The sequence below is a fragment of the Sorangium sp. So ce321 genome, from assembly GCF_051530195.1.
In the GTDB taxonomy this organism is placed as follows: domain Bacteria; phylum Myxococcota_A; class Polyangia; order Polyangiales; family Polyangiaceae; genus Sorangium.
On the sequence record NZ_CP150329.1, the window covers coordinates 9,521,508 to 9,544,011 of the forward strand.

The 22,504-nt window shown below is 73.0% G+C and carries 20 protein-coding genes; 14 read left to right on the forward strand and 6 right to left on the reverse strand.

Annotated elements, in window-relative coordinates; translation table 11 throughout:
• Positions 1-52: 52 nt before the first annotated feature.
• Complete coding sequence (locus WME89_RS35060) at positions 53-1,432, forward strand: serine/threonine-protein kinase (protein WP_438003993.1); 1,380 nt, start codon at positions 53-55, stop codon at positions 1,430-1,432.
• 58 nt (positions 1,433-1,490) lie between these two features.
• On the opposite strand, the gene WME89_RS35065 is transcribed toward WME89_RS35060, so the two are convergent.
• From WME89_RS35065 to WME89_RS35085, 5 genes are all read right to left on the reverse strand, one after another.
• Complete coding sequence (locus tag WME89_RS35065) at positions 1,491-2,030, reverse strand: carboxymuconolactone decarboxylase family protein (RefSeq protein WP_438003994.1); 540 nt, start codon at positions 2,028-2,030, stop codon at positions 1,491-1,493.
• Between the two features lie 79 nt (positions 2,031-2,109).
• Positions 2,110-2,574 carry a MarR family winged helix-turn-helix transcriptional regulator gene (locus WME89_RS35070; RefSeq protein ID WP_438003995.1) on the reverse strand — a complete coding sequence of 155 codons (465 nt, stop codon included), beginning with the start codon at positions 2,572-2,574 and terminating at the stop codon, positions 2,110-2,112.
• A 26-nt stretch (positions 2,575-2,600) separates the two neighbouring features.
• Entirely contained in the window at positions 2,601-3,575 is a 975-nt protein-coding gene (gene yddG, locus WME89_RS35075; RefSeq protein ID WP_438003996.1) for an aromatic amino acid exporter YddG, read from the reverse strand.
• Positions 3,576-3,679: 104 nt separating this feature from the next.
• A complete protein-coding gene (locus WME89_RS35080) occupies positions 3,680-4,486 on the reverse strand; it encodes a helix-turn-helix domain-containing protein (protein WP_438003997.1) in 807 nt (268 codons plus the stop codon).
• A gap of 67 nt (positions 4,487-4,553) precedes the next feature.
• Positions 4,554-5,408 (reverse strand): hypothetical protein, encoded by an 855-nt coding sequence (locus WME89_RS35085; protein WP_438003998.1) that lies wholly within the window; start codon positions 5,406-5,408, stop codon positions 4,554-4,556.
• Positions 5,409-5,970: 562 nt separating this feature from the next.
• Between WME89_RS35085 and WME89_RS35090 the strand changes: the two genes are divergently transcribed.
• From WME89_RS35090 to WME89_RS35130, 9 genes are all read left to right on the forward strand, one after another.
• On the forward strand, positions 5,971-7,590 hold the full coding sequence (locus WME89_RS35090) for a protein kinase domain-containing protein (RefSeq protein ID WP_438003999.1): 1,620 nt from the start codon (positions 5,971-5,973) through the stop codon (positions 7,588-7,590).
• 67 nt (positions 7,591-7,657) lie between these two features.
• The gene (locus WME89_RS35095) at positions 7,658-8,671 is read left to right on the forward strand and encodes a hypothetical protein (protein ID WP_438004000.1); all 1,014 of its coding nucleotides are present in this window, start codon (positions 7,658-7,660) and stop codon (positions 8,669-8,671) included.
• 19 nt (positions 8,672-8,690) lie between these two features.
• Positions 8,691-10,004 carry a hypothetical protein gene (locus WME89_RS35100; protein ID WP_438004001.1) on the forward strand — a complete coding sequence of 438 codons (1,314 nt, stop codon included), beginning with the start codon at positions 8,691-8,693 and terminating at the stop codon, positions 10,002-10,004.
• Between the two features lie 324 nt (positions 10,005-10,328).
• Entirely contained in the window at positions 10,329-11,156 is an 828-nt protein-coding gene (locus WME89_RS35105; protein WP_438004002.1) for a TIGR02452 family protein, read from the forward strand.
• Between the two features lie 366 nt (positions 11,157-11,522).
• Positions 11,523-13,181 (forward strand): serine hydrolase domain-containing protein, encoded by a 1,659-nt coding sequence (locus tag WME89_RS35110; protein ID WP_438004003.1) that lies wholly within the window; start codon positions 11,523-11,525, stop codon positions 13,179-13,181.
• Positions 13,182-13,429: 248 nt separating this feature from the next.
• On the forward strand, positions 13,430-14,092 hold the full coding sequence (locus WME89_RS35115; protein WP_438004004.1) for a hypothetical protein: 663 nt from the start codon (positions 13,430-13,432) through the stop codon (positions 14,090-14,092).
• A gap of 583 nt (positions 14,093-14,675) precedes the next feature.
• On the forward strand, positions 14,676-15,938 hold the full coding sequence (locus WME89_RS35120) for a glucose-1-phosphate adenylyltransferase (protein WP_438004005.1): 1,263 nt from the start codon (positions 14,676-14,678) through the stop codon (positions 15,936-15,938).
• Positions 15,939-16,088: 150 nt separating this feature from the next.
• Positions 16,089-17,123: an aspartate-semialdehyde dehydrogenase gene (locus WME89_RS35125; protein WP_438004006.1), complete on the forward strand. Its 1,035-nt coding sequence runs from the start codon at positions 16,089-16,091 to the stop codon at positions 17,121-17,123.
• A gap of 132 nt (positions 17,124-17,255) precedes the next feature.
• On the forward strand, positions 17,256-17,630 hold the full coding sequence (locus WME89_RS35130; protein WP_438004007.1) for a DUF4406 domain-containing protein: 375 nt from the start codon (positions 17,256-17,258) through the stop codon (positions 17,628-17,630).
• 13 nt (positions 17,631-17,643) lie between these two features.
• Here the strand turns inward: WME89_RS35130 and WME89_RS35135 are convergent, their stop codons facing one another.
• Positions 17,644-18,654, reverse strand: coding sequence for a hypothetical protein (locus WME89_RS35135; RefSeq protein ID WP_438004008.1), 1,011 nt, complete (start codon positions 18,652-18,654; stop codon positions 17,644-17,646).
• 369 nt (positions 18,655-19,023) lie between these two features.
• On the opposite strand from WME89_RS35135, the gene WME89_RS35140 reads away from it, so the two are divergent.
• The 4 genes from WME89_RS35140 (at position 19,024) to WME89_RS35155 (ending at position 22,313) form a co-directional block, all read left to right on the forward strand.
• A complete protein-coding gene (locus tag WME89_RS35140) occupies positions 19,024-20,316 on the forward strand; it encodes a Gfo/Idh/MocA family protein (RefSeq protein WP_438004009.1) in 1,293 nt (430 codons plus the stop codon).
• Positions 20,317-20,521: 205 nt separating this feature from the next.
• Positions 20,522-21,145, forward strand: coding sequence for a glutathione S-transferase family protein (locus tag WME89_RS35145; protein ID WP_438004010.1), 624 nt, complete (start codon positions 20,522-20,524; stop codon positions 21,143-21,145).
• Between the two features lie 314 nt (positions 21,146-21,459).
• Positions 21,460-21,804 (forward strand): ArsR/SmtB family transcription factor, encoded by a 345-nt coding sequence (locus WME89_RS35150; protein ID WP_438004011.1) that lies wholly within the window; start codon positions 21,460-21,462, stop codon positions 21,802-21,804.
• On the forward strand, positions 21,804-22,313 hold the full coding sequence (locus tag WME89_RS35155; RefSeq protein ID WP_438004012.1) for an SRPBCC family protein: 510 nt from the start codon (positions 21,804-21,806) through the stop codon (positions 22,311-22,313). Before WME89_RS35150 ends, WME89_RS35155 begins: the two co-directional genes overlap by 1 nt.
• Positions 22,314-22,504: the final 191 nt, after the last annotated feature.

Consider the following 22,504-nt stretch of genomic DNA (forward strand, 5'->3'; position numbering starts at 1 on the left):
GTGGGCAGCGGCGCGCGCGGCGGCCCCGTGACGCGCCGCACGGTGAGGCGAGATGACGAAAGAGGACGAGACGAGGCCGTTTTCGGAGTTCGAGAGGGCCAGCGCGCGGGGCGAGCTGGCGCCGGGCACCGTGGCCGGCGACTACATCCTCGAGGGATTCATCGCCCGCGGCGGCTGCGGGGTCGTCTATGGGGCGAGGCACGCCCGTTCAGGGAGGCCCGCAGCGGTCAAGGTGCTGAGCGAGGCGGTAGCCCACTCTCGCCGAGTGGTCGAGCGGTTCGCCCGGGAGGTCGAGGCGCTCCAGCTCATCTCCCATCCCAACATTGTAGAAATCTACGAGGTCGGTGAGCTGAATGACAATCAGCCCTTCTACGCGATGGAGCGCCTCGAGGGGCAGACGCTCGACGCGCTGATCAAGGCCGAGACGCGGCTCGCGCCCCGGGAGGCGCTCGATCTGTTCGAGCCCATCTGCGCGGCGCTCGGGGCCGCGCACGCCGCCGGGATCATCCACCGCGACGTCAAGGCCAGCAACATCTTCATCTGCTCCGGGAAGCCGCGCACCGTGAAGCTGCTCGATTTCGGGATCGCGAAGATGATGGGGCCGGAGGAGGGCTCGACCTGGCTGACCACCGCCGGAAGAATGCCCGGGACACCCTCGATCATGGCGCCGGAGCAGATCCTGGGCGGCCCGATCGATGCGCGGGTGGATGTCTATGCGCTCGGCGTGCTGCTCCACCGAATGCTCGTGGGGAGATTACCATTCCATACACACGATATGGATGAGATGGTCCGGAAGCACCTCGAGGAGCCGCCAATGCCCCCGAGCCTGCGGGTCCCGCTCCCTCTCGAGCTCGACGCGGTGGTGCTGCGTTGCATGGAGAAGCGGCGCGAGCGGCGGTTCAGCTCGGTGGAGGAGCTGGTGCGGGCGCTCAGGGAGGCGATCGGCGAGCCCGCGTCGGGCGCGCACAGCGGACCTGACCCGACGCTGCCGGCAGTGGCTGTGTACCTGGAGGTCAGGACGCGCGGCGGCTCCGACGATCTCGACGAGGCGCTCGCGGCCGATATCGGGCAGGTGCTCGATATGGCCGAGTCGCAGCTCGCGCACGCGGGGTTCATCCTGGCCTCGACGACGGGCAACGAGGTGCTCGGCGTGCGCCTTTTGCCAGCAGGGACGGTCGAGCAGCGGGGCGAGCGGCGCGCGGCGCTCGATTTCGCGGGGGCGCTGCACGAGGAGCTGGCCCGGCGCGACGGGGCGGACGCGCGCGTGCACGTCAATGTGTGCGTGCACGCGGACGAGGTGCAGGCGCGCCCGGGGCCGCAGCCCGAGATCACCGGCGGCCCGCTGATGTGCGCGGGGCTGTGGGCGCCGGCAGACGACGCGCAGGGCGTCTTCGCGACGCCGAGCGCGACCGAGGGCCTCGCGGAGCGCTAGGCGCCGCGGGGCCCGCGAGGGGGCGCGCCGGGACGGCGGGGCCCGCGAGCCCGGCGCGTCAGCGGAGCGCGTGGGTGCGGGTCATCCGGTTCGCGAACGTCGACAGGGTGAAGGTGCCGACGCCGACGATCACCTCGAGCGCCTGCTCGGCGGTGAAGCCCGCCCTGATGAACGTGTCGAGCTCCGCGTCCGACACCTGACCCCGCTCCCGCAGCGTCGCCTCGGTGAACGCCGCGAGCGCCTGGAGGCGCGCGTCGGGCACCGGCGTCCGCTCGAACAGCGCCGCGGCCACCGCCGGCGGAGCCCCCGCGCGGAGCAGCAGCCCCCGGTGCATCGTCCGGCAGAGATCGCACCCGTTCTCGCTCGCGACGACCATCACCACGACCTCGCGCTCGACCGGCGAGAGCGTCGCCTCCTCGAAGAGGGCCAGGAGATCGTCGAAGGCGCGGACCAGGAGCGGCGAGGTCGCGAAGCGGGCCACGGGCAGCGGCAGGAAGCCGAACTTCCGCGCGGTCCGCTCCAGCGCAGGGCGGACCGCCGCGGGCGCGGAGCCGGTCGTGTGAGCAGGGAAATGAGGGGAAGCGGCGGGCTGGCTCATGCGGGTCTCTCCTTGAGGCATCTACTTGTCAATGCAACCAATTGGGTGTCAGGGAGCAGGGCCGAGGCGGGCGCCGCGCTCAGCCCTCGGGCTCGAGGTTCGCGAGGATGCGCTGGAGCGTGCGCCGGGTCGTGAGGAGATCGTCCTCCGGGATGCCGGCGCGCAGCGCGTCGACCATGGCCATGGCCTCGCCGGACAGGGCCTTGCGCAGCTGGCGCCCGCGCGCCGTGAGGTAGACGAGCCGGGCGCGCCGGTCCGTCGGGTCCTGGCGGCGCTCGATCAGCCCGTCGCGCTCCATGAGCGCCACGATGCGGCTCATCGTGGGCACGTCCCGGAAGGTGCGCTCGGCGAGGTGCGTCTGCGTGACGCCCTCCTGCTCCCACAGCCGGACGAGCACCATCCATTGCTCGGGCGTGATCTCGACGCCGTGCGCGCGGAAGCGCCGGTACATCGCGGCGCGGGACGCGAGGTACACGCGCGCCACCCAGTAGCCGAGCGCGTTGTCGAGGACGATCCCCCCGTCGGCCGTGAACTGGTCGCGCATGGTGGACCGAACGTACCACGGGGCATTTACTTGTCAATGCAAGTTGTTGGCTCGCGCGCGGCGCGGGGCGTCGAGGGCGCGTCCGCGCGCGCGGTCGCCACGAGGCCGCCGGCGGCCACGAGCGCGCAGGCCGCGAGCAGCCGGGGGCTCGCCTCGGCGTGGCCGGCGAGGCAGAGGAGCAGCGTCGAGAGGACCGGCGCGCCGTAGGACAGCACGCCGAGCTGCGGCAGGTCGCCGTGCTTCGTCGCGTGGTCCCAGGCGAAGAACGCGATGCCCACGGGGCCGAGCCCGAGCGCGAGCAGGCCGAGCGCTTGACCGGCGGTGGGCAGCACCGTGCGCTCGAGCGCGAGGTGCCCGGCGAGGCCCAGGGCGGCCGTCGCGGCGCAGGAGCCCACGACAGCGTCGGCGGGGACATCGGCGAAGCGGCGCTGGAGCACGGAGTACGTCGACCAGATGAGCGCGCAGCCGAGCGCGGCGAGGTAGCCGGGCGCGTACGCGGCGCGCAGGCCGAGGTCGCCCCCGGCGGCGAGGACGGTCCACACGCCCGCGAGCCCGAGCAGCGCCCCGGCCACGTGCCGGCGGCGCAGGCGACCGCCGGGGAGCGCCGCCGAGAGCAGGACGATGAGCAGCGGCCAGAGGTACGAGATGACGCTCACCTGCACGGGCGGCGCCGCGGACAGCGCGTAGAAGTAGAGGGCGTGGTACCCGAACAGGCCGCCGACGCCGACGAGCCAGCTGCCCGGCGGCTGGCGCAGCGCGCCGAGGCCGCCGCTGCCGCGCCGGGCGACCCGGGAGAGGCGCGAGAGGCGCGAGAGGCGCGAGAGGCGCGAGAGGCCGAAGAGCGCGGCGATCGCGAACGTCGACGCGAGCACCTGGAGCGGCGGCAGGCCGCTCACCGAGGTCGAGAGCAGCGCGAAGCTGCCCCAGAGGCCGATGGCCGCGACGCCCGCCAGGGTGGCGGCTCGCCGCGAGGGTCGCGTCGCAGACGTCGTGTCCGACATGGCGCCGAGCATGCTGCGCCGGTCCGCCGCCGTCTTGGCCTGGGCTCCGCCGCCCTGTGCCGGGGCTCCGGGCTTCCCGCGCGACCTGCCGCGACCTGCCGGCGCTACGCGCCTTCGTCCCGCGGCAGCGCGCGCCCGCGCCGCGGCTCGGCCGGCCGTCCGGACCGGGCTGCGCGGCGCAGGGCGGCCGGGGTCACGCCGTGGCGGCGCCGCAGGCTACGGGTCAGGCAGCTCTGGTCGGCGTAGCCGCAGCGGAGCGCGATCTCGGCGATCCCGAGGTCGGTGCGGGACAGCAGCTCGGTCGCGCGCGCGAGGCGCAGCGCCGCGATGCGATCCTGCACCGTCGCGCCGAGGACGGTGCGGAACAGGTGGTGGAGGTGGCCGGGGCTCAGCTCCGCGTGCGCCGCCACGTCCGCGACCGTGAGCGGCTCGTGCGCGTGTTCGTCGATGAAGCGGAGCGCGCGGCGCAGCTTCTCGGGCGCGCGGCGTGGTCCGCGCTCGCCGCGCTCGGCCAGCGTGAGCACGAGCAGCCCCGCCCACTGCCGGCGCAGCGCGACGGAGCCGCCGCCGTCGTCGAGCTCGTCCGCCGCGGCGCGCACCAGGAGCGCGGCCGCGGCGTCGAGGGCGATCGGCTCGCCGGCGGCCCGCTCGAACCACGGCGCGGCGCCGAGCTGCTCCGCCGCGGCGCGCGGCACGTCGATGACGAGGAAGCGGTTGCGGTCCGGCGCCGCGAAGGCGTGGCGCACGTCGCTCGGCACGAGCATGCCCGAGAGCCCCCCCGCCCTGAGCTCCCGCCCGTCCATCGAGAGCGAGAGCGCGCCTTCCACGGGCAAGACCAGCTGGTGGTGCGCGTGCCGGTGCGCGACCACCTCGGCCGAGAAACGCTGGATGTTGAGCTCGACCTCGGCCACGGCGCGCCATGATCTCACGCGCGGCACCCGCGCGCCACTCGCCGCGGCGCGCGCCGCGGAACGGGGCTCACCAGCAGGGAGGGCCGTAGAGGGCGGCGGCGCCGCGGGCGTCGTCCGCCGTCAGCTCGAGGTCCCCCCAGTTCGTGCCGTTGCACCACGGGTAGTGCATCACCGAGCCCGCGTCATAGGGCGTCAGCGCGCGCCAGCCGTCGTCCTCGAAGCACGCGCCCGCCTCGGGCCGCGTGTGCTCGTGCCGGAAGCCGAGCGCGTGGCCGAGCTCGTGCCGCAGGACGCCCGCGAGCGTCCAGAGGTCCATCGGGCCGAGGGCGGCCGCGTCGATGAGGAGATTGCGATCGCGGCGCTTGCTGTCCGGGAAGAACGCGCGCGCGTAGTACGGCTGATCCTTGACGGGGCTCACGTCGAAGACGACCTTCTTGTTGCGCGCGTCGCACGCGTCGTCCTGGGCCGCGACGTGAACGAAGTCGATGTGCGCCGCCCCCTCCCACGCCGCGGCGGCGCTCTCCATCGCGGAGACCACGGTGCCGTGGTGGACGCCGAACGCCGAGCTCACGCAGTAGCTGAGGTTCAGCTTCTTCCGGTCGCTCCATTTCACGTCCTTGCCGTGGTCCTGGTGGACGATGAGCGCGCCGCGCCGGACGTGGCGCTCGTAGAACCGCTCGAGCCCATCGAGGCCGTCGACGGGAATGTCGCCATCGACGATGTAGATACCCGTCTCTGGCTCCTGATAGGTGCGCGCGACGAAGTCCTCGAAGGTCACCTCCGTGTCGCCGGTGTCCTCGGAGATGTCGTCGCCGGCAGGCGCGCCCACGGCGCAGCCGACCGACGCGAGCGACATGACCCCGAGAGAGAGAGAGCCCATGAGGACGAGACGACGAGACTTCGAGGACAGGTGATTCAACATACAGATGCCTCTCCTTCGTGCCTTCCCTTCCGGGAGGCGAGGGTGTTCCGTGATGCAGTGAGCGCCGCCGGGCCGCGCGGCGCGGTCTGCGCGGCCGGTCCGGCCGACTCCATGGCTGCCCCTGACGCGCCTGGCGCCTTTCACAGGTCGTCTGGCTTCCGGCGTCTGGTAATTCGTATTTGGCAAGCGACGTGCCGCCGAGACGACAGCGCGAATCGACCGTGCAATGGCTCCTCGCGCAGCGATGGAGTCCGGACGGCGGAAGCGGAACATTGCGGGTCTGTGCAAGGAGTTGCGCGGAGAGAGAGGGCGCGCGCACAGGGCCGCGCCGTACCGCGCAGCCGAGGAGCTCAGGGCTGTCGCGAGGGCGGGCGCGAGCAGCGTCGCGCGTCGCGATCGTGCGCTCGGCGCGGCCGGGGCCGCGCGCGGCGCGACGGGTCCGGCGCGACGGTGTGCAATCGAGGGCTTGACGGCCCGCCGCGAACAGAAAATTGTGGCGCATGCCGGGGAAAGGGACGTGGCCGCGCGCGCGGCCCGGGCACGACGCACGAGGCGGTCGCTGATGTCGTTCGCGCTCGCGGAGGGCGCCGTGTTCGCCGGACGCTACCGCCTCGGCCGCGTCATCGGCGTCGGGGGCATGGGCGCCGTGTACGAGGCCGTACACCTCGAGACCAACCGGCGGCGCGCCCTCAAGCTCATGCACCCGACGCTCTTCGAGAGCCCGAACCTGCGCGAGCGTTTCCAGCGAGAAGCGAAAATTGCAGCGGACGTCGAGAGCGAGTTCATCGTCGAGGTCTTCGACGCGGGCATCGACGAGCAGACGCGCATGCCGTTCCTCGTGATGGAGCTGCTGCGCGGCGAGGACCTCGACCATCGCATCGAGCGCCTCGGCAGGCTGTCGGCCCTCGAGGTCGTGACGTACCTCCACCAGGCCGCGCTGGCGCTCGACCGGACCCACAAGGCCGCGATCGTCCACCGCGACCTCAAGCCGGAGAACATCTTCCTCACGCAGCGCGAGGACGGGCAGCCCCGCGTGAAGATCCTGGATTTCGGCATCGCCAAGCTCGTCGCCGAGACCTCGAGCGCGGGGCGCGCGACCCACGGGGTGGGCACGCCGATCTACATGGCGCCCGAGCAGTTCGACGGGGCGGCGCTCAGCAGCGCGACGGACGTGTATGCGCTCGGCATGGTGGCGTACACGCTCCTCGTCGGGGCCTCTTACTGGGTCAAGGAGGAGAAGACCGGCAACCTCCTCGCGATCCTCGCCGCCGCCTCGCGCGGGAAGCCCGAGCCGGCGAGCGCGCGCGCGGCCGCGAGCGGCGTGGCGCTCGCGCCGGCGTTCGACGCGTGGTTCGACAGGGCCACGGCGATGCGGCCCGACGCGCGGTTCCAGGTCGCCACGCACGCGGTGCGCGCGCTCGCGGAGGCGCTGGAGGTCGCGCCCCCGCCGAGCGCCGCCAGGCCGCCGGACTGGATGGCCGAGCTCGCGACGCGTCCCACGGTCGCGTCCGTGCCCGCCGGCACGCCGCTCCAGGTGGCGTCGGCCCCGCGGGATGAGCTGGACGAGACGCCGGCGCCCTCGGACGCCGCGCGCGAGGCGCCAAGGTCCGCGCGCGCGGCGTCCGAGGGCGCCTCGCGCGCGGCGCCCGGGGGCGCCGGCGCGCCGTCGCGGGTCGGGCGGGTCGCCGCCATCGCGATCGCGCTCGGCGTCGGCGCGCTCCTCGGCGCCGTCGTCTACGCGACGCAGATCGATCGCACGCCGGCGCCAGGCCCCGCGCCGGCGGGAACGGACGCGGCAGGGATGCCGGCGAGCGCGGGCGCCGCGCCGGCCGCGGAGCCGAGGACATCGCCCGCCGTGACGCCCGGCATCGCGCCGCTCGGCTCGGCCGCCGCCACGCCCGGCGTCGAGCCGGTCGGCGCCGCCCCCGCCGCGACCGAGCGCTCGCCGGTCGCCACCGCCACCGCGCCCCCGCCGAGCGCCGCCTCGACCGCGCGCTCGCCGGGCGCCGCGGCCGCGCTCCCGCCGGGCGCCGCCGTACGTGCGCCGGGCGCCGCTGCCGCCGCGCCCTCGCCGGGCGGCCCCGGCGCGCTCCCGCCGGGCGCCAGCTCCGGCGCGCAAGGAGCGCAGCCGCCCGCGGGCAGCTCGACCGCGAACGCGAAGAAGAGATGGACGCGCGACTGAGATGAGCTCGCCGCGCGCCGGTCCGACCAGACCGAGACAACGTCACGACCGCCCGCACGAGCGCCCGATGAACACCGCGCGATTCGCCCTCTCTGCCGCATGCCTCTCGACCGCGCTCGCCGCCGCGAGCGCCGCCTCGGCAGCCGCCCCGGATCCCGCCCAGGCCGCGTTCGATCAGGGGGTCGCGCACATGGAGGCCGGGCGCTTCGACGAGGGCTGCCCCGCCATCGAGGAGAGCCAGAAGCTCGATCCACGGCCCGGCACCCTGTTCACCCTCGCCGAGTGCGAGGCGCTGCGGGGACGGCTCGCGACGGCGCTCGCCAGGTTCGACGAGTACCTCGCGCTCTACCCCACCCTCACGCCGAAGCAGCAGCAGAACCAGGCCGACCGCGAGAAGATCGCGCGCGAGCAGCGGGAGACGCTCGCGCGCGACGCGCCCGCGATCTCGCTGAGCCTGCCGCCGGACGCTCCGCCGGCCGCGGTGGTGAAGCTGGACGGTCGGGTCCTCGCGCCCACGGCGCTAGGGACCCTGATCCCGGTCGACCCGGGCACGCACAGCATCGCGCTGCAGGTGCCTGGAGGTCCCGTCTCCGAGCGGATCGAGCGCCTCGGCAAGGGGGAGAAGAAGCGCGTGGCGCTCACGCTGGCCGTCCCGCGGCCACCGCCGCCGCCGCCACCACCGCCGCCCGCGCGCGCGCACGCGGGGCCAGCGCCCGACACCGGCGCCGGCGGGCGCCGCGTCGCGGTCTACCTCGCGGGCGGGCTGGGCCTCGTGGGGCTCGCGGTCGGCGGCGTCACCGGCGCGCTCGCGATGGAGAGGAAGGGCGTCGTCGACGAGAACTGCGCCGGCACGGCGTGCAATCACGAGGGCAAGACGGCGGCAGACGCCATGAAGGCGCTCGGGCTCGCCAGCACGATCGCCTTCGGCGTCGGCGTCGCGGGGGTCGGCGGCGCCGCGGTGCTGCTGTTGACCGAGCCGAAGGCCACGAGCGCGGGCGCGTCCAGCGGGGCGTGGGTCGCCGCGGGCGTGGCGCCGGTCGGCTCCGGCGGCGCGGCGCTCGATGTGCGAGGGGCATGGTGACCTGATGGAAAGAGTGCGCATGCGCTGGATGATCGCCGCGGGCCTTGCGTTCTCGCCCGCCTGCACAGCCCTGCTCGGAGGGGACAAGGACTACTACGAGGTCGTCGACGACGGCGGCGCGGGCGGCGGAGGCGCGGCTGGCGGCGGAGACGCCGGCGGCGGCGGAGACGCCGGCGGCGGCGGGGGCACGGGGGGCGGACCGCCAGCGACGTGCACCTCGGCGGACGAGTGCCCTCCGGGGGACGACTGCCAGGTCCGCGCGTGCGACGAGGGCGTCTGCGGGTTCGCGCCGGCGGACGCGGGGACCTCCTGCGGCGGGAGCGGGTCCTGCGAAGGGGGCGAGTGCGCGTGCCCGCCCGGCGAGGCGTACTGCGCCGGCACCTGCGTCGATACGGCGAACGACCGGCGCCACTGCGGCAGCTGCGACCACAGCTGCCAGGGTGGCAGCTGCGAGGCGTCGGCGTGCCAGCCGCTCGCGCTCGTGGAGGGGCTCCGGCACCCGACCGGCATCGCGCTCGACGCGGACCGCGTGTACTGGACCAACCAGGGCGACGACGGCTCAGTGATGGCGGTCCCCAAGGGCGGGGGCGCGCCAGCGGCGCTGGCCACGGACGAGCGCAACCCGTGGGCGATCGCGGTGGGCGGAGGGTACGTGTACTGGTCGAGCTACGACCTCGGCTATCTGAGGCGATCGCCGATCGACAGGCCCGGCATCGAGGAGGTCGCGCAGCAGTCCAAGCCGATCGCTATCGCGCTCGACGCGACCAACCTCTACTGGGCCGACGCCGTGAGGTACACCCTCAACAAGATGCCGCTCTCGGCCGCCGGCCAGCCCGGAGGCGCCGAGCCGGAGCTGCTCGTCACCGAGCAGAACGAGCCAGTGGATATCGCGATCGACGCGACGCACGTCTACTGGACGCTCGACGCGGAGAACCTGGCAGAAGACATGGTGATGAGGGCGCCGATCGCCGGAGGCCCGGCGGAGCCGCTCGCCACGGACCAGCGCGGCCCGCAGGGCATCGCGGTCGACGCGACGCACGTCTACTGGGTGAACGCGGAGGGCGATGTCCACAAGACCCAGCGCGAGGGCGGCGGTAGCGACATCACGCTCACCCAGGAGGGGCTGCGGGGGCGCGGCATCGCGATCGACGCGACGCACGTCTACTGGACCGACCCCGACGAAGGCGCGGTGAGGCGCACCCCGCTCGAGGGGGGCATCGTGGAGACGTTCGCCGAAGGGCAGGAGACGCCCTGGGAGATCGCGGTCGACGAGACGAGCGTTTACTGGACGAACAACACGAGTCCAGGCAGCGTGATGAAGCGCGCCAAGTAGGCCCGCGAGCGCCGGCGCGAGCGCGGCCGGCGCGCTCCGTTCGAAGAGCGCCCGCGCGGCCACGCGGAGCCGTCCGCGCGAGGAGGCCGGCGCGGCTGTGCCCGGGGGCGCGCCGTCGCGGCGCGCTGGCTCGACCGGCCGTCGCCCGGCCTCGGCGCCGGCCACGCGCTCGCTGTCGCCCTGCTCGCCGGCGCGCTGCCGCGCCGATTGCGCGGACGACACCGCCGGCGCGCCGGCGCGTCGCCAGCCCGCCTGCGCGCCGCGCGCCCCGCTGCCGAGCGCGTTTCGCTGGACGCTCGGCCGCGGCTCGCCAATGGTTGAAGCATGAAGCTCACCAGCGTCGCCGCCGACACCGTGCAGATCGCGAGTCGGGGAGAGTACACCGCGCCCTCGGGCGCAGCGGTTCGCCTCCGGGACCGCGTGCTCGCCGCGGTGAAGGGCACCGTGCTTTACCGGCCCGGGTCACTCGAACCATGGGAGCCGCACGAGCGCCTCGACCGGCCGGCGGCGATCGAGGTCACCGAGGAGACCACGGGGGCCGCGGGGCGGCGGCTCGTCGAGCAGGAGGGCGAGGCCCGCGTCGCGATCCTCAACTTCGCGTCGGGCAAGAACCCAGGGGGCGGGTTCCTGCGCGGGGCCAAGGCGCAGGAAGAGGACCTCGCCCGCTGCTCCGCGCTGTATGCGTGCCTCGTCGAGCAGCGCGCTTACTACGAGCAGAACCGCGCCTCGGGGAGCTTCCTCTATACCGACCACCTCATCTACTCGCCGGACGTGCCGTTCTTCCGCGACGAGCAGCACGCGCTGCTGGAGCGGCCGTTCGCGCTGTCGATCATCACCGTGCCGGCGCCGAACGCCGGTGAGGCGCTCCAGCGCGACGACTCGGTGGATCAGGACATCCACGCTGCCCTGGAGCGCCGCGCGGCCATGGTGCTCGCGGCGGCGGGCGCGCACGGGCACCGGTGCCTGGTCCTCGGCGCCTGGGGGTGCGGCGTCTTCCGCAACGACCCGCGCGAGGTCGCCGACGTCTTCGCCCGGTGGCTCGAGCACCCGCGCTTCCAGGGGGTGTTCTCGCGCGTCGTGTTCGCCGTGTACGACCGGGGCCAAGATCAGCCGAATTACCGGGCTTTCCAGGAGCGGTTCGCGAGGATGTAGGCGCGCCCGGATCGAGCCCCGCGACACGCGACCGAGGCACATCAGGCCCGCAGCGCTGTGGGGTGACGTGTGGAGTCGCAGGAGGTGGCGCACCGTCGTGGGCATCGCCGCGCCGAGCGAGGATCGGCATGCCGTTCCGCGCTCGGCGCGGCACGCCGATCCGCGCCCGGACCACACCCTGTAACCCTGTATGTAAGCCTGTATGTAAACCTGTATGTAACGACGCGCCCTCTGCTGCGTCGAGGGCCTACGTCGAGGGCACCTTTCCGTGTGCCTCCAGAGGAAAAAAATCGAAAGCGAAAAGCCTGCGCCGGCTCCTTTCGAATTGTCGAATCGTGATTGAAGAGCGATACTCATGCTTCCGCATTGAGTACGATTGACAGCAAGCTCGCCGTGCTCTTCGCGACGGCCGTCTTCTCCGCGTCGCTCCCGCTCGTGAGCGGGTGCGCGTCGAACGCGCCCGCGCCGCCGGTCGCGAGGCCCGCGGCCCCGGCGCCGCTCCTCCAGCGCTTCGCCAGCGAGCCCGCGCCGGCGCCGCGCTTCCTCGACCCGGAGCGCGGGCGGAAGCTCCGCGCGGCGACGGCCGAGGTGCAGGGGCTGGCGCAGCGCACCGCGGAGCGGGAGCGGCTGCCCGCCCTCGCGCTCGGCGTCGTCATCGACGGCGATCTCGCGATCCAGAAGATCACCGGCGTGCGGGACGTCGCGCTGGGCGGAGCGGTCGACGAGCACACGCGCTTCCGCGTCGGCTCCATCACGAAGGCGCTGACCGCCGCGGCGATACTGCGGCTCCGCGACGAAGGGCGGCTGTCGATCGACGCCCCGGCAGCGCGCTACCTGCCCGCGCTCGCGGGCGTCGTCTACCCGACGCGCGACTCGCGTCCGATGACGGTGCGCGACCTGCTCACGCACAGCTCCGGCCTGCCCCGGCTCGGCGTGTTCTCCCCGGCGTCGACGGCGCGCGACGTCACCGAGCGCGAGATCCTGGCCACGCTCGACGGCTTCGGGCTCGAGAGCGCGCCGGGCACCGAGACGTCCTACTCGAACCTGGGCTACTCGCTCCTCGGGCTGCTCGTCGGGCGCGCCGCGGGCGTCCCCTACCGGCGCTACGTGAGCGACGCGCTGCTCGCGCCGCTCGGCATGCGCGACGCCGCGTGGGACGCCGCGCAGGTGCCGCCCGACGCGCTCGCCACGCCGCACGTGCGCGCGGGCGGCGCGATGACGCCGATCCAGCCGTGGCGGCTCGGGGCCTCGGAGTCCACGGCGGGCCTCTACGCGAGCCTCTCCGACATGGGCCGCTTCATCGGGTTTCAGCTCGCCGCCTGGCCCGCGCGCGACGCGCCCGAGACAGGCGCCCTGCGGCGCAGCACCGTGCGCGAGTCGCACATGATGGCGCGCAACGGCTCGGCGTTCCCCGCCGCCGGCGGCGACGACGGCCCCGGCCTCGGCTGGCACGTGCGCGACGACTGCAGCCTCGGCCACGTGGTCTTCCACAACGGCCTGATCGACGGGTTCTCCGCCTCGGTGATGCTCCTCCCGGAGCGCGGCGTCGGCGTCGTCGCGCTCGCCAACGTCGCCGGCGCCGATCTCGAGTCGCTCAACGAGAAGGTGCTCGGCAAGCTCGAGGCGACCGGCGCCATGCTCGCGCGCGTGGTCCCGCCCTCCCCGTCCGTGCGCCGCGCGGCCCAGGCCGTGGCCTCGGTCATCGGTCGCCCCCGGACGGACCAGCTCGATCGCCGGCTCCGCCCCGGCTGGTTCCCCGAAGATCACCTCACGGCGCTGCGGCAGGAGCTCCGCGACGTGGGCGCGCGGGTGGGCGCGTGCTCGCTCGACGGCTCGACCATGGTGGAGAGCGCGACGTCGGCGCGCTTCGGCCTCCGCTGCCAGCACGGCGCGCTCTCGGTGGCCGTGCGCGTGGACACCTCGCCAGACCCGCTGATCACGTCGCTCAGCGTGGAGGAGCAGACGGGGGCGATCGCCTGGGACGGCGCGCGCCCGAACGCCAGACGACCGGCGCGCTGCCGCTGAGCTCGTCGACCTCGGCCATCACGCCACACCTGTGGCAGAGCGCCGCCACACAAACTGACGGCTGAGCTCGCGAAAACGCGGTGAGGAAACAGTCGGTTTGCTGGCGTTGTCGACTGGTTGGCTCACCTCGTGCATGGGGCCGCCACCGCTCACCAACGGACTTCCGTTCTTCCAGCGAGCTCCCTGAGCGATGGGAGCTCGCATCAACGCTGGTCGCCCGTCTCGGGCGGCAGCGAGGAGATCGATCCATGCGATATCTCGTTCACTCTGTTGCGTTTTCGACGTTGATCGCTCTCGGCGGACTTGGCTGCTCGAGCAACTCGCAGCCTGCGCAGAGCCCGCCCGGGGCCAGCGGCTCGCAGGGCACCACGGGAACGCAAGCGCCTTGGGGCTCGGACGCGAGCGGCAGTGGGACCAACGCGGGCTCGGCCGCCGGGACGAGCACCGGCAGCAGCACGGGTCAGCCCTCGACGGGCGGTCTCGGCTCCGGTACGAGCGATGTCGGCGCCGGACAGGGGACCTCCGGGACGGGCCTGGGCAGCGGTGCAACGGGCAGCGGCACCGGGAGCACCGGTGTGACGGGCACCGGCACCGGCACCGGCACCGGCGCGACCGGCTCGGGCACCGGGACCACGGGCGCGGGCGCCACGGGCACCGGCGCGACCGGCTCGGGCAGCAGCGCGACCGGCTCGGGCACCGGCACCGGCGCGACCGGCTCGGGCGCGGGGGTTCCGGGTGGTTTCCGGGGGGATACGAGCAGCGGCCAGCAGTCGCCGGCCACGGGCACGCAGCAGGGCAACCAGCAGAACAAGAAGGGCGGCACCACGGGCGCGGGCACCGGCACCGGCAGCCAGAGCCCGGGCCAGGGCAGCGGCACCACGGGGACCCAGGGCTCCGGGACCACCCGCTGATCCTCCACGGAGCTGCTTCCCCCTCGCCTGACAGCTCGCGCGCCCGCCCGTGAAGGGTCATCGCCGTCGCGGAGAGCGGCGCGACGAGCGACAAGCAGGGCCGGGCAACCCGACGACGAGGCGCCCCGGCGGGCGGCGGGACGGGTGTCACGTCTCCGGAGCTCTTCCCCGGTTTCATGAGAGAAGGAACCCCAGAGGCACGGAGGACACAGAGGAGAGCAAAGAACCTCTGTGTCCTCTGTGCCTCTGCGGTTGCCTTTCTCCCCGTCACCGACGCAGGGACGAGCATCGGGGGAGGCGGTACCAGCGATCACGGCCGAGCGCTCGCGAGGACGCGGCCGCGCCGCCGGCTCCTCGCGAGCGCCGAGGCCGGCTCCCCCCTCATGGAACCCGCGGCGGCGCCGGAGATCCGCGCCTCCGGCGCCAGCGCACCCGCGATCGCACCGGCCATCGCGAGGGCCGCAGCGCTGCCGCGCCCCTCTCGCGCCGGTATTCGGCTCGACCGGTCGCGATCATCGGCTAGTCTAGCGGCGCCCATCGCTCCGGGCGTCGCACCGTCCCCTCTCACCTCGCGGAGGTCCGCTTGAAGCACAACGACGTGGTGGTTTTGATCCTCGGCGGAGGCGTCGGAAGCCGCCTCTACCCGCTCACCAAGCTGCGCTCGAAGCCAGCCGTCCCGACCGGGGGCAAGTACCGCCTGGTCGACATCCCGATCAGCAACTGCCTCAACTCGGGCTTCAATCGCATCCACATCCTCACGCAGTACAACTCGGTCTCTCTCCACAACCACATCACGCAGACGTACCGGTTCGACGTGTTCTCGGCGGGCGCCGTGCAGATCCTCGCCGCCGAGCAGACGCCGGACCACAGCGACTGGTATCAGGGCACCGCCGACGCGGTCCGCAAGCAGCTGGGCGAGGTCAAGTCGCCGGACCCGCGCGACGTCATGATCCTCTCGGGCGACCACCTCTACCGCATGGACTACGAGCCCTTCCTCGCGCACCACCGCGAGACCCGGGCCGACGTCACGCTCGCCGTGCGCCCCGTCCCGACCGCCGAGGTGTCTCGCCTCGGCATCGTGGCCACCGACGATTCCGGGCGGGTGGTGAAGTTCGTCGAGAAGCCGAAGGACATGAAGCTGCTCGACAACGTGCGGCAGACGCCCGACCCGAAGAACCCGTGGCTCGCCTCCATGGGCGTCTACATCTTCCGCGCGAAGGCGCTCTACGAGATGCTCGATCGCGACAACTCGTCCGACTTCGGCACGCACATCCTGCCTCAGTCGCTCGACACCCACCGGATGGTGACCTACACGTTCGACGGGTACTGGGAGGATATCGGCACGATCCGGAGCTACTACGAGGCGAGCCTCGCGCTCACCGACACCAACCCTCCGTTCTCGTTCTACGACCCGCAGCGGCCGATCTACACCCGCCCGCAGTTCTTCCCCCCGGCCCACGTCACGGCCGGCTCGGTCCTCGATCAGGTGCTCCTCGCGGAGGGGAGCCGGATCATCGAGTCGAAGATCTGCCGGTCGGTCGTGGGGCAGCTCTCGTCGATCGGGCCCCACGTCACCATGTCCAACACGGTCATGATGGGCGCGGACTACGAGTCGCTGTTCCACGGCCAGCCCCCCGAGAGCACGAGGGGGCTCCCCCCAATCGGGATCGGCCGAGGGTGCAAGATCGAGGGCGCGATCATCGACAAGAACGCGCGCATCGGCGAAGGGGTGGTGATCCGCAACCTCCCCGACCGGGAGGACACCGACGCGGAGTACTACGCGGCGCGCGAGGGCGTCGTGGTCGTCCCGAAGAACGCCGTCGTCCCCCCGGGCACGGTGATCTGAGCGCGAGCCCCCGGCGCCATCGCCGGCGCCGCCCGCGGCGTCCCCGTCCGGGCGGCCGCGGCGCCGCGAGCATGGCGCCCTGCGGCGTCCCGGCGGCGCCCGGCACTGGCCCCTCGTCGGCTGGGCTCTGGTCTGGTAAAGAGCCCCCCTATGCGAATCTGCATCCTCGGCGCTACGGGCCTCGTCGGTCGCGAAACCATCACCCTCATCGCGCGGGCGTGGCCCGGCGCAACCCTCGCCCTGTACGCGAGCCGGGACCAGGAGCTCACCCTCGACGGCAAGTCGTACGAGGTGCTCGGCGCGTCGCGCCTCGAGGCGCAGGACGCCCCCCGCGGGGACCTCGCGTTCGTGGCCCTGGATGACGAGCACAGCAAGCGGTTCGTCCCGCGGCTCCTCGACCTCGGGTACCGCGTGATCGACAAGAGCAACACGTACCGCACCGACCCGAAGGTGCCGCTCGTCGCCGCCGGCGTGAACTCGAGCATCGTCGACGAGTCGGTCCGCCTCGTGGCCAATCCGAACTGTACGACCATCCCGCTGACCCTCGCGCTCTCGCCCCTGCGCCGGGAGTTCGGGCTGAGCGCGGTCACGGTGAGCACCTACCAGGCGGTCAGCGGCGCCGGCATCGCCGCCCTCGACGCGTTCCTCGCGGACGCGCGCGACGGATACCAGGCCCTCGATCGGCTCGGCCTCCCGTTCAAGCTGGCGGGCTACGCCGGCAACACCGTCCCGCACAACGGCGGCACGGACGACAGCGGGTTCTCCTCGGAGGAGCGGAAGCTCACCTTCGAGAGCCGCAAGATCCTCGGCATGCCCGAGCTCGGCATCTCCGCGCAGTGCTGCCGCGTCGCCGTCGCCGTGGGCCACTACGAGAACGCGTGGGTCACGTTCGAGCGCCCGGTCGACCTCGAGCGGGTGGCGAGCATCCTGAGCAATCCGGCGCAGGCGCCCTACGTGAAGTACCTCCCCGGCGCCGCGGGCGAGGGCCTGAGCGCCCTGCACTGCGTCCAGGACCGCGACCTCGCGCTCGTCGGGCGCGTCCGCCCCGACGCCCGCGACCGCGACAGGAAGACCGTCTGCCTCACGGTCGTCGGGGACAACCTCCGGCTCGGCGCGGCCACCAACGCGGTCCGCGTCGCGACGCGCTGGTTCCAGAGCGCCGATCAGGACCTGCAGGCCCCGTGAACAGCACGGCCGCCGGGGCGTGAGCCGCCGCCCCGGCCGCCGCGCCCCCGCTGACCCCCGCGCGCGGACGTGAGGACTCGAGCCGCCGCGCCCCCGCTGGCCCCGCGCGCGGGCCTGGAAGGACTCAAGACGATGACGACCGCCCATCCCCTCATGATCCTCGTCGCCGGCCCCTATCGCTCCGGCACCAACGACGACCCCGCCCTGATCGCGGCCAACGTGCGCGCCATGAACGACATGGCCGTGCGCCTGTTCCGCGCCGGCCACCTCCCCGTCCTCGGCGAGTGGTTCGCGCTGCCCCTCATCGAGCACGCCGGGTCGCGGCAGATCGGGGACGAGATCTTCAACGAGATCTTCCACCCCGTCTCCCGCCGGCTCGTGGCTCGCTGCGACGCCTGCCTGCGGATCGGCGGCCCGTCGAAGGGAGCCGACGAGATGGTCGAGCTCTCCCGTTCGCTGGGGAAGCAGGTCTTCTTCAGCCTGGACGAGATCCCGAGCTGCGGTTAGCGCCGAGGCGCCGTCACGGCGCCGCCCCCGGCCAGCCGGCCCCATCAGGGAGCGCCTGCACGTCGGGGAAGAGCATGTAGAGACTCCGCCCCTCGTGGGTCCGCTCGTGCGGCGGCGCGGCCGTGGCCGCGGCGACGCTCGCGCGCACGGCGCGCCCGAGCGCTGCCGCGCCGTCGAGCGCCTGGCTGAGGGAGGCGAGCGCCTGCGCGAGCTCGGGCAGCGGGGACTCGCCCGACGTGCCCCGCGCGACGAGCGCGTCGACCTCGCGGTCATGCACCCCGAGGTCCGCCGGCAGCGGGTGGCGCGGGAGCGCTGGCTGCTGCGCCGCGCCCATGCCGAGCATGAACCGGCGCTTCGCCTCGGCGCCCGCCTCGCCGAGGCCGGTGACGAGCTCGAAGAGCGCCGACGCGACGCCGAAGCCGGGCTCGGCGGCCGCGAACGACGAGGCGCTCATCCCGAGGGTGTCGAGGTACTCGAGCCCCGTGTAGCTCAGCCTGGCCGAGCGCTCCGTCTCGGGCAGGGGCGGCGCGACGCGCACCTCGCCGCTCTCGAAGACGACGACGCCCGCGTGCGTGAAGTCGGCGTGAGGCACGGCGAGCCGCACGCGCGCGAGCTGCGCGGCGACCTCGACCGCGGCGCCGATGTCGAAGCGGGAGCCCGGGAGGTGGCGCGCGATGCCCCCCAGCGTCATGCCCGCCGCGTCGGGCCAGGGGCAGACAGCGACGTGCCGCGGGGCGGCCTCCGTGTCGCCCGGCGCAACCACGCGCTCCAGGCCGAACGAGCTCGGCGCGAGGAGCGGCGGCGGCTGCCCCGCGACCCGCCGCAGGTCGTCGAAGAGGCGCGCGCGCTGCTCGCCGTGGTCCTCGGGCACGAGCACCCGCGCGCCGAGGAGCAGCGCGACGGTGCCGCCGACGCGCGCGAGCCAGGCCTCGGGTACGCCGAGGTGCTCGTACAGGTAGGCCTCGACGATGAGCTGCCACTCGCGGGGTGACTCGGGCGGGCGGGATGCGGCGATGCGGTACATGGCGGGTGCGGAGCCTCGAAGGTAGCAAGCTCGGCCCCGGATCCATGCGCGAGACGAGCGAGCTCGTGAAACAGCGTATCCAAGCCGCGGCCCGCGCGGAACACGGCGATGCGTCGCTCCCGCCGATCACGGCGATCCACGTCAATTTCGCGTGGCCAGCGCGCGGTGACGCGAGCAGGGATGCGCGCCGCCGTGACGCGCGGCCAGCGCTTCACGCACCGGGGCCGAATGCCCGTGGCGACCTGGCCGGCTACATCGCGGCCCGAGGGCGATAATCCGGCCGTGCCCGACGCTCGGCCGGTGTCATGCCGTGCGAGCCTCCGGCCATCGGAGGGGTCCGAGCGCCCTTCCCATGAAAGGAGCGACTCGATGGTTGAATTGGCGGACAAGGTTTCCCGGCGCGGCCTCTTGCGGACGGCCGGCGGGGTCGCCGTCGCGGGCGCGATCGCCCAGCTGGGCGCCGCGTGCGCCAGGGCCGAGAGCAACGCGGGCGCGTCGCCGGACTCGCCCGCGCCCGTCAAGCTGCCTCGGCTGATGGCGCCGACCGAGCGCGAGTCCGAGGAGATGCCCGCCCCGCTCGCCCCGGACAAGCGCGTCGGGTACGCCATCGTGGGCCTCGGGCGGCTCTCGCTCGAGGAGATCCTCCCCGCGTTCGGCCAGTGCAAGTACGCGCGGCCCACGGCGCTCGTGAGCGGAGACGCGCAGAAGGCCGCGCAGGTGGCCGGGCAGTACGGGATCGACCCGAAGAGCGTCTACAGCTACGAGACGTTCGACCGCCTGAAGGACAACAAGGCCGTCGATGTCGTCTACATCGTGCTGCCGAACAGCATGCACCACGAGTACACGATCCGCGCGGCCCAGGCGGGCAAGCACGTGCTCTGCGAGAAGCCGATGGCCAACACATCGGCCGAGTGCGTGGAGATGATCGACGCGTGCAAGAAGGCGGGCCGCAAGCTGATGGTCGCCTACCGCCTCCAGTACGAGCCGCACCACCGCGAGATGATCCGCCTCTGCCGGTCGAAGGCGCTGGGCCCGATCAAGACGATCATGGCGGTGAACGCCCAGCACCAGGGCGACCCGAACCAGTGGCGGCTGAAGAAGGCCCTGGCCGGGGGCGGGGCGCTCCCGGACATCGGGATCTACTGCCTGAACGCGACGCGCTACCTCACGGGAGAGGAGCCGATCGAGGTGCTCGGGTCCGTCTACAGCACGCCCGACGACCCGCGCTTCCGCGAGGTCGACGAGACGGTCGACTTCTTCCTGCGGTTCCCGAGCGGGGCGCGCGCCGTTTGCTCCACGAGCTACAGCTGCCACGTGTCGAAGCGCTTCCGCGTCATGGGGCCCGAGGGCTGGGCGGAGATGGACCCAGCGTTCCCGTATCGAGGCCTCCGCATCCGCGTGTCGCGCAAGACGCCCGACCGCCCGATCGAGGACACGAGCGAGTGGAAGCTCGACGAGAAGAACCATTTCGCCCTGGAGATGGACCACTTCGCGCAGTGCGTGCGGAAGGACCAACAGGCGCACACGCCGGGGGAGGAGGGGCTCCAGGACATGCGCCTCATGGAGGCCATCTACACCTCGGCGCGCGAGGGGCGCCCGGTGAAGCTGGAGCCTGTCGCGGGGCTCGACGCCTTCCGGGGGCCGGCGCCGGAAGGGAGCTAGAACACCGATCGATCACGTTGACCGAGCGAGAAATGAACCGCCGAGGCGGCAAGGACGCCAAGGACGCCAGGATGTTGTCTTCTCCTCGGCGTCGTTTCAGGCGGGCTCAACCCGTTTGTTGCTCTAGCCAGGCGTGATAGCTTCGAGATCTATTGGTTGAAGGCTCGCGAGCGGCCGCACCACGCGGCCGCCGATGGAGGAATGGATGAAGCTATACGAGTTCGCCCCTACCCGTTCGATCCGCGTTCGCTGGGTGCTCCAGGAGCTTGGCGTGGAGTTCGAATCCGTCATCGTCAACCTCGCGGTCGGCGGACACCGCAGCCCCGAGTTCCTCGAGGTCAACCCTGCCGGCAAGGTGCCCGCGCTCGTCGACGGCGACCTCGTGCTCACCGAGTCTGTCGCGATCGTCCTCTACCTGGCCGAGAAGTACCCCGACAAGGGCCTGCTCCCCGCGGATCTCCAGCAGCGAGCACAGGTCTACCGGTGGCTCCTGTTCGCGGCGACCGAGCTGGAGCAGCCGCTGTGGCGTATCGCCCGTCACACGTTCCTGTATCCGGAGGACCAGCGCCTGCCCGCCGAGGTCGCCCTCGCCGGCAAGGACTTCAAGGCGATGGCCGAGGTGCTGGAGAAGCACATGCAACAGCGGCAGTTCGTCGTGGGCGATGGCCTGACGGTGGCCGACATCGTGATGGCCTACACGCTCGACTGGGCCAAGGAGGCCCGGCTGCTCGACGGCTTCCCGCAGCTCGTGGCCTACATGGAGCGGATGTACACCCGCCCGCACGCGGCCCCGCGCATCGCCCAGGCGTTCGCCAGCCTCAAGGCCTGAGGGCAGCGCGCGGCGTCGCCGCCACGGTGACGGCCGCCGGCGCGCGCCGACCGTCGAGGCGACGACGCCGACGGTCGCCGACGGTCGCCGACGGCACCTTCTGCTCATCGCCCCTCCACTGACCCGGCCGATCCCCGGCCCCTGCGCCGCCGTGGGCCCACGTGCGCGCCCCCGCCCCCGCCCCCTTCCCCCGGAGCGAGCCCGGCCCCGGGTCGCGCCGCCGCGCCCCGCGCCGCCGGCGGGTTCTTCCTTGACAACCAGGGGGCCGCGCCGTATTTAACCAACAGGTTAATTAACCAATCGGTTAAGTTCATATGCCGACCGATCAGCTGAGCACCACGTTTGCCGCCCTGGCGGACCCGACCCGCCGGGCGATCCTGGCGCGCCTCGCCACGAGGGAATGCTCGGTCACCGAGCTCGCCGAGCCGTTCGACATGAGCATGCCCGCCGTGTCGAAGCACCTGCGGGTGCTCGAGCGCGCGGGGCTGATCGAGCGGAGGCGAGACGCGCAGTGGCGGCGGTGCCGGCTCGAAGCGGGACCGTTGAAGGAAGTGGCCGACTGGGCCGAGCACTACCGGCACCTCTGGGAAGGGCGGCTCGACCGGCTGGACAAGTACCTGCAAGAACTGACAGCGAACGAAACGACAACAAAGGAGTGATGAACATGGTCGTAGGCAGCGCGGCGAACAGGGACAGCTTCAAGGTCACGACCCCCTCGGAGAAGGAGATCTGCATGACGCGCTTGTTCAACGCGCCGAGGCAGCTCGTGTTCGACGTGATGACGAAGCCAGAGCACGTGAAGCGGTGGTGGGGCTGCCTGGGCGAGGGCTACTCGGTGCCCGTCTGCGAGATCGACCTCCGCCCGGGCGGCCAATGGCGCTTCGTGAACCGCCACCCGCAGGGCGAGGCCGCCTTCCACGGCGAATACAAGGAGATCACGCCGCCGAGCCGGCTCGTGTTCACCGAGATCTTCGAGGACTATCCGGACACCGTCTCCGTGGTGACGACGGTCCTCAGCGACGAGGGCGGCAAGACGCGAATGACAGCCACGGTGCGCTATCCGTCGCTGGAGGTGCGCGACATCGTCATGGGGACCGGGATGGCCGGAGGCGCGGGCCTCAGCTACGACCGCCTCGAAGAGCTCGTCGCGCAGCTGCAGCGGTCCTGAGCCTCCTCGGGTTCGTGAGCCCGTACCCGGCCCGGGACGCGCTCTTCGAGCACGCGCGGCCGGTGGAGCGGCTCCGCTCCCATGGGGCCGGGTCGTGCCCGGCTGCGGCGCGATGACCGCGCCGGCCCCGCCGCGGCGAACGAGGACGCCGCCCGTGTCCCCCTCTCGGAGGCCCGAGGCTCCGGCTCGTG

Excerpts from the sequence above, each read along its gene's own strand:
- WME89_RS35060 (WP_438003993.1), top strand. The coding sequence starts at position 53 with ATGACGAAAGAGGACGAGACGAGGCCGTTTTCGGAGTTCGAGAGGGCC.
- WME89_RS35065 (WP_438003994.1), bottom strand. The coding sequence starts at position 2,030 with ATGAGCCAGCCCGCCGCTTCCCCTCATTTCCCTGCTCACACGACCGGC.
- WME89_RS35070 (WP_438003995.1), bottom strand. The coding sequence starts at position 2,574 with ATGCGCGACCAGTTCACGGCCGACGGGGGGATCGTCCTCGACAACGCG.
- yddG (WP_438003996.1), bottom strand. The coding sequence starts at position 3,575 with ATGTCGGACACGACGTCTGCGACGCGACCCTCGCGGCGAGCCGCCACC.
- WME89_RS35085 (WP_438003998.1), bottom strand. The coding sequence starts at position 5,408 with ATGTTGAATCACCTGTCCTCGAAGTCTCGTCGTCTCGTCCTCATGGGC.
- WME89_RS35090 (WP_438003999.1), top strand. The coding sequence starts at position 5,971 with ATGTCGTTCGCGCTCGCGGAGGGCGCCGTGTTCGCCGGACGCTACCGC.
- WME89_RS35095 (WP_438004000.1), top strand. The coding sequence starts at position 7,658 with ATGAACACCGCGCGATTCGCCCTCTCTGCCGCATGCCTCTCGACCGCG.
- WME89_RS35100 (WP_438004001.1), top strand. The coding sequence starts at position 8,691 with ATGCGCTGGATGATCGCCGCGGGCCTTGCGTTCTCGCCCGCCTGCACA.
- WME89_RS35105 (WP_438004002.1), top strand. The coding sequence starts at position 10,329 with ATGAAGCTCACCAGCGTCGCCGCCGACACCGTGCAGATCGCGAGTCGG.
- WME89_RS35115 (WP_438004004.1), top strand. The coding sequence starts at position 13,430 with ATGCGATATCTCGTTCACTCTGTTGCGTTTTCGACGTTGATCGCTCTC.
- WME89_RS35125 (WP_438004006.1), top strand. The coding sequence starts at position 16,089 with ATGCGAATCTGCATCCTCGGCGCTACGGGCCTCGTCGGTCGCGAAACC.
- WME89_RS35130 (WP_438004007.1), top strand. The coding sequence starts at position 17,256 with ATGACGACCGCCCATCCCCTCATGATCCTCGTCGCCGGCCCCTATCGC.
- WME89_RS35135 (WP_438004008.1), bottom strand. The coding sequence starts at position 18,654 with ATGTACCGCATCGCCGCATCCCGCCCGCCCGAGTCACCCCGCGAGTGG.
- WME89_RS35140 (WP_438004009.1), top strand. The coding sequence starts at position 19,024 with ATGGTTGAATTGGCGGACAAGGTTTCCCGGCGCGGCCTCTTGCGGACG.
- WME89_RS35145 (WP_438004010.1), top strand. The coding sequence starts at position 20,522 with ATGAAGCTATACGAGTTCGCCCCTACCCGTTCGATCCGCGTTCGCTGG.
- WME89_RS35150 (WP_438004011.1), top strand. The coding sequence starts at position 21,460 with ATGCCGACCGATCAGCTGAGCACCACGTTTGCCGCCCTGGCGGACCCG.
- WME89_RS35155 (WP_438004012.1), top strand. The coding sequence starts at position 21,804 with ATGAACATGGTCGTAGGCAGCGCGGCGAACAGGGACAGCTTCAAGGTC.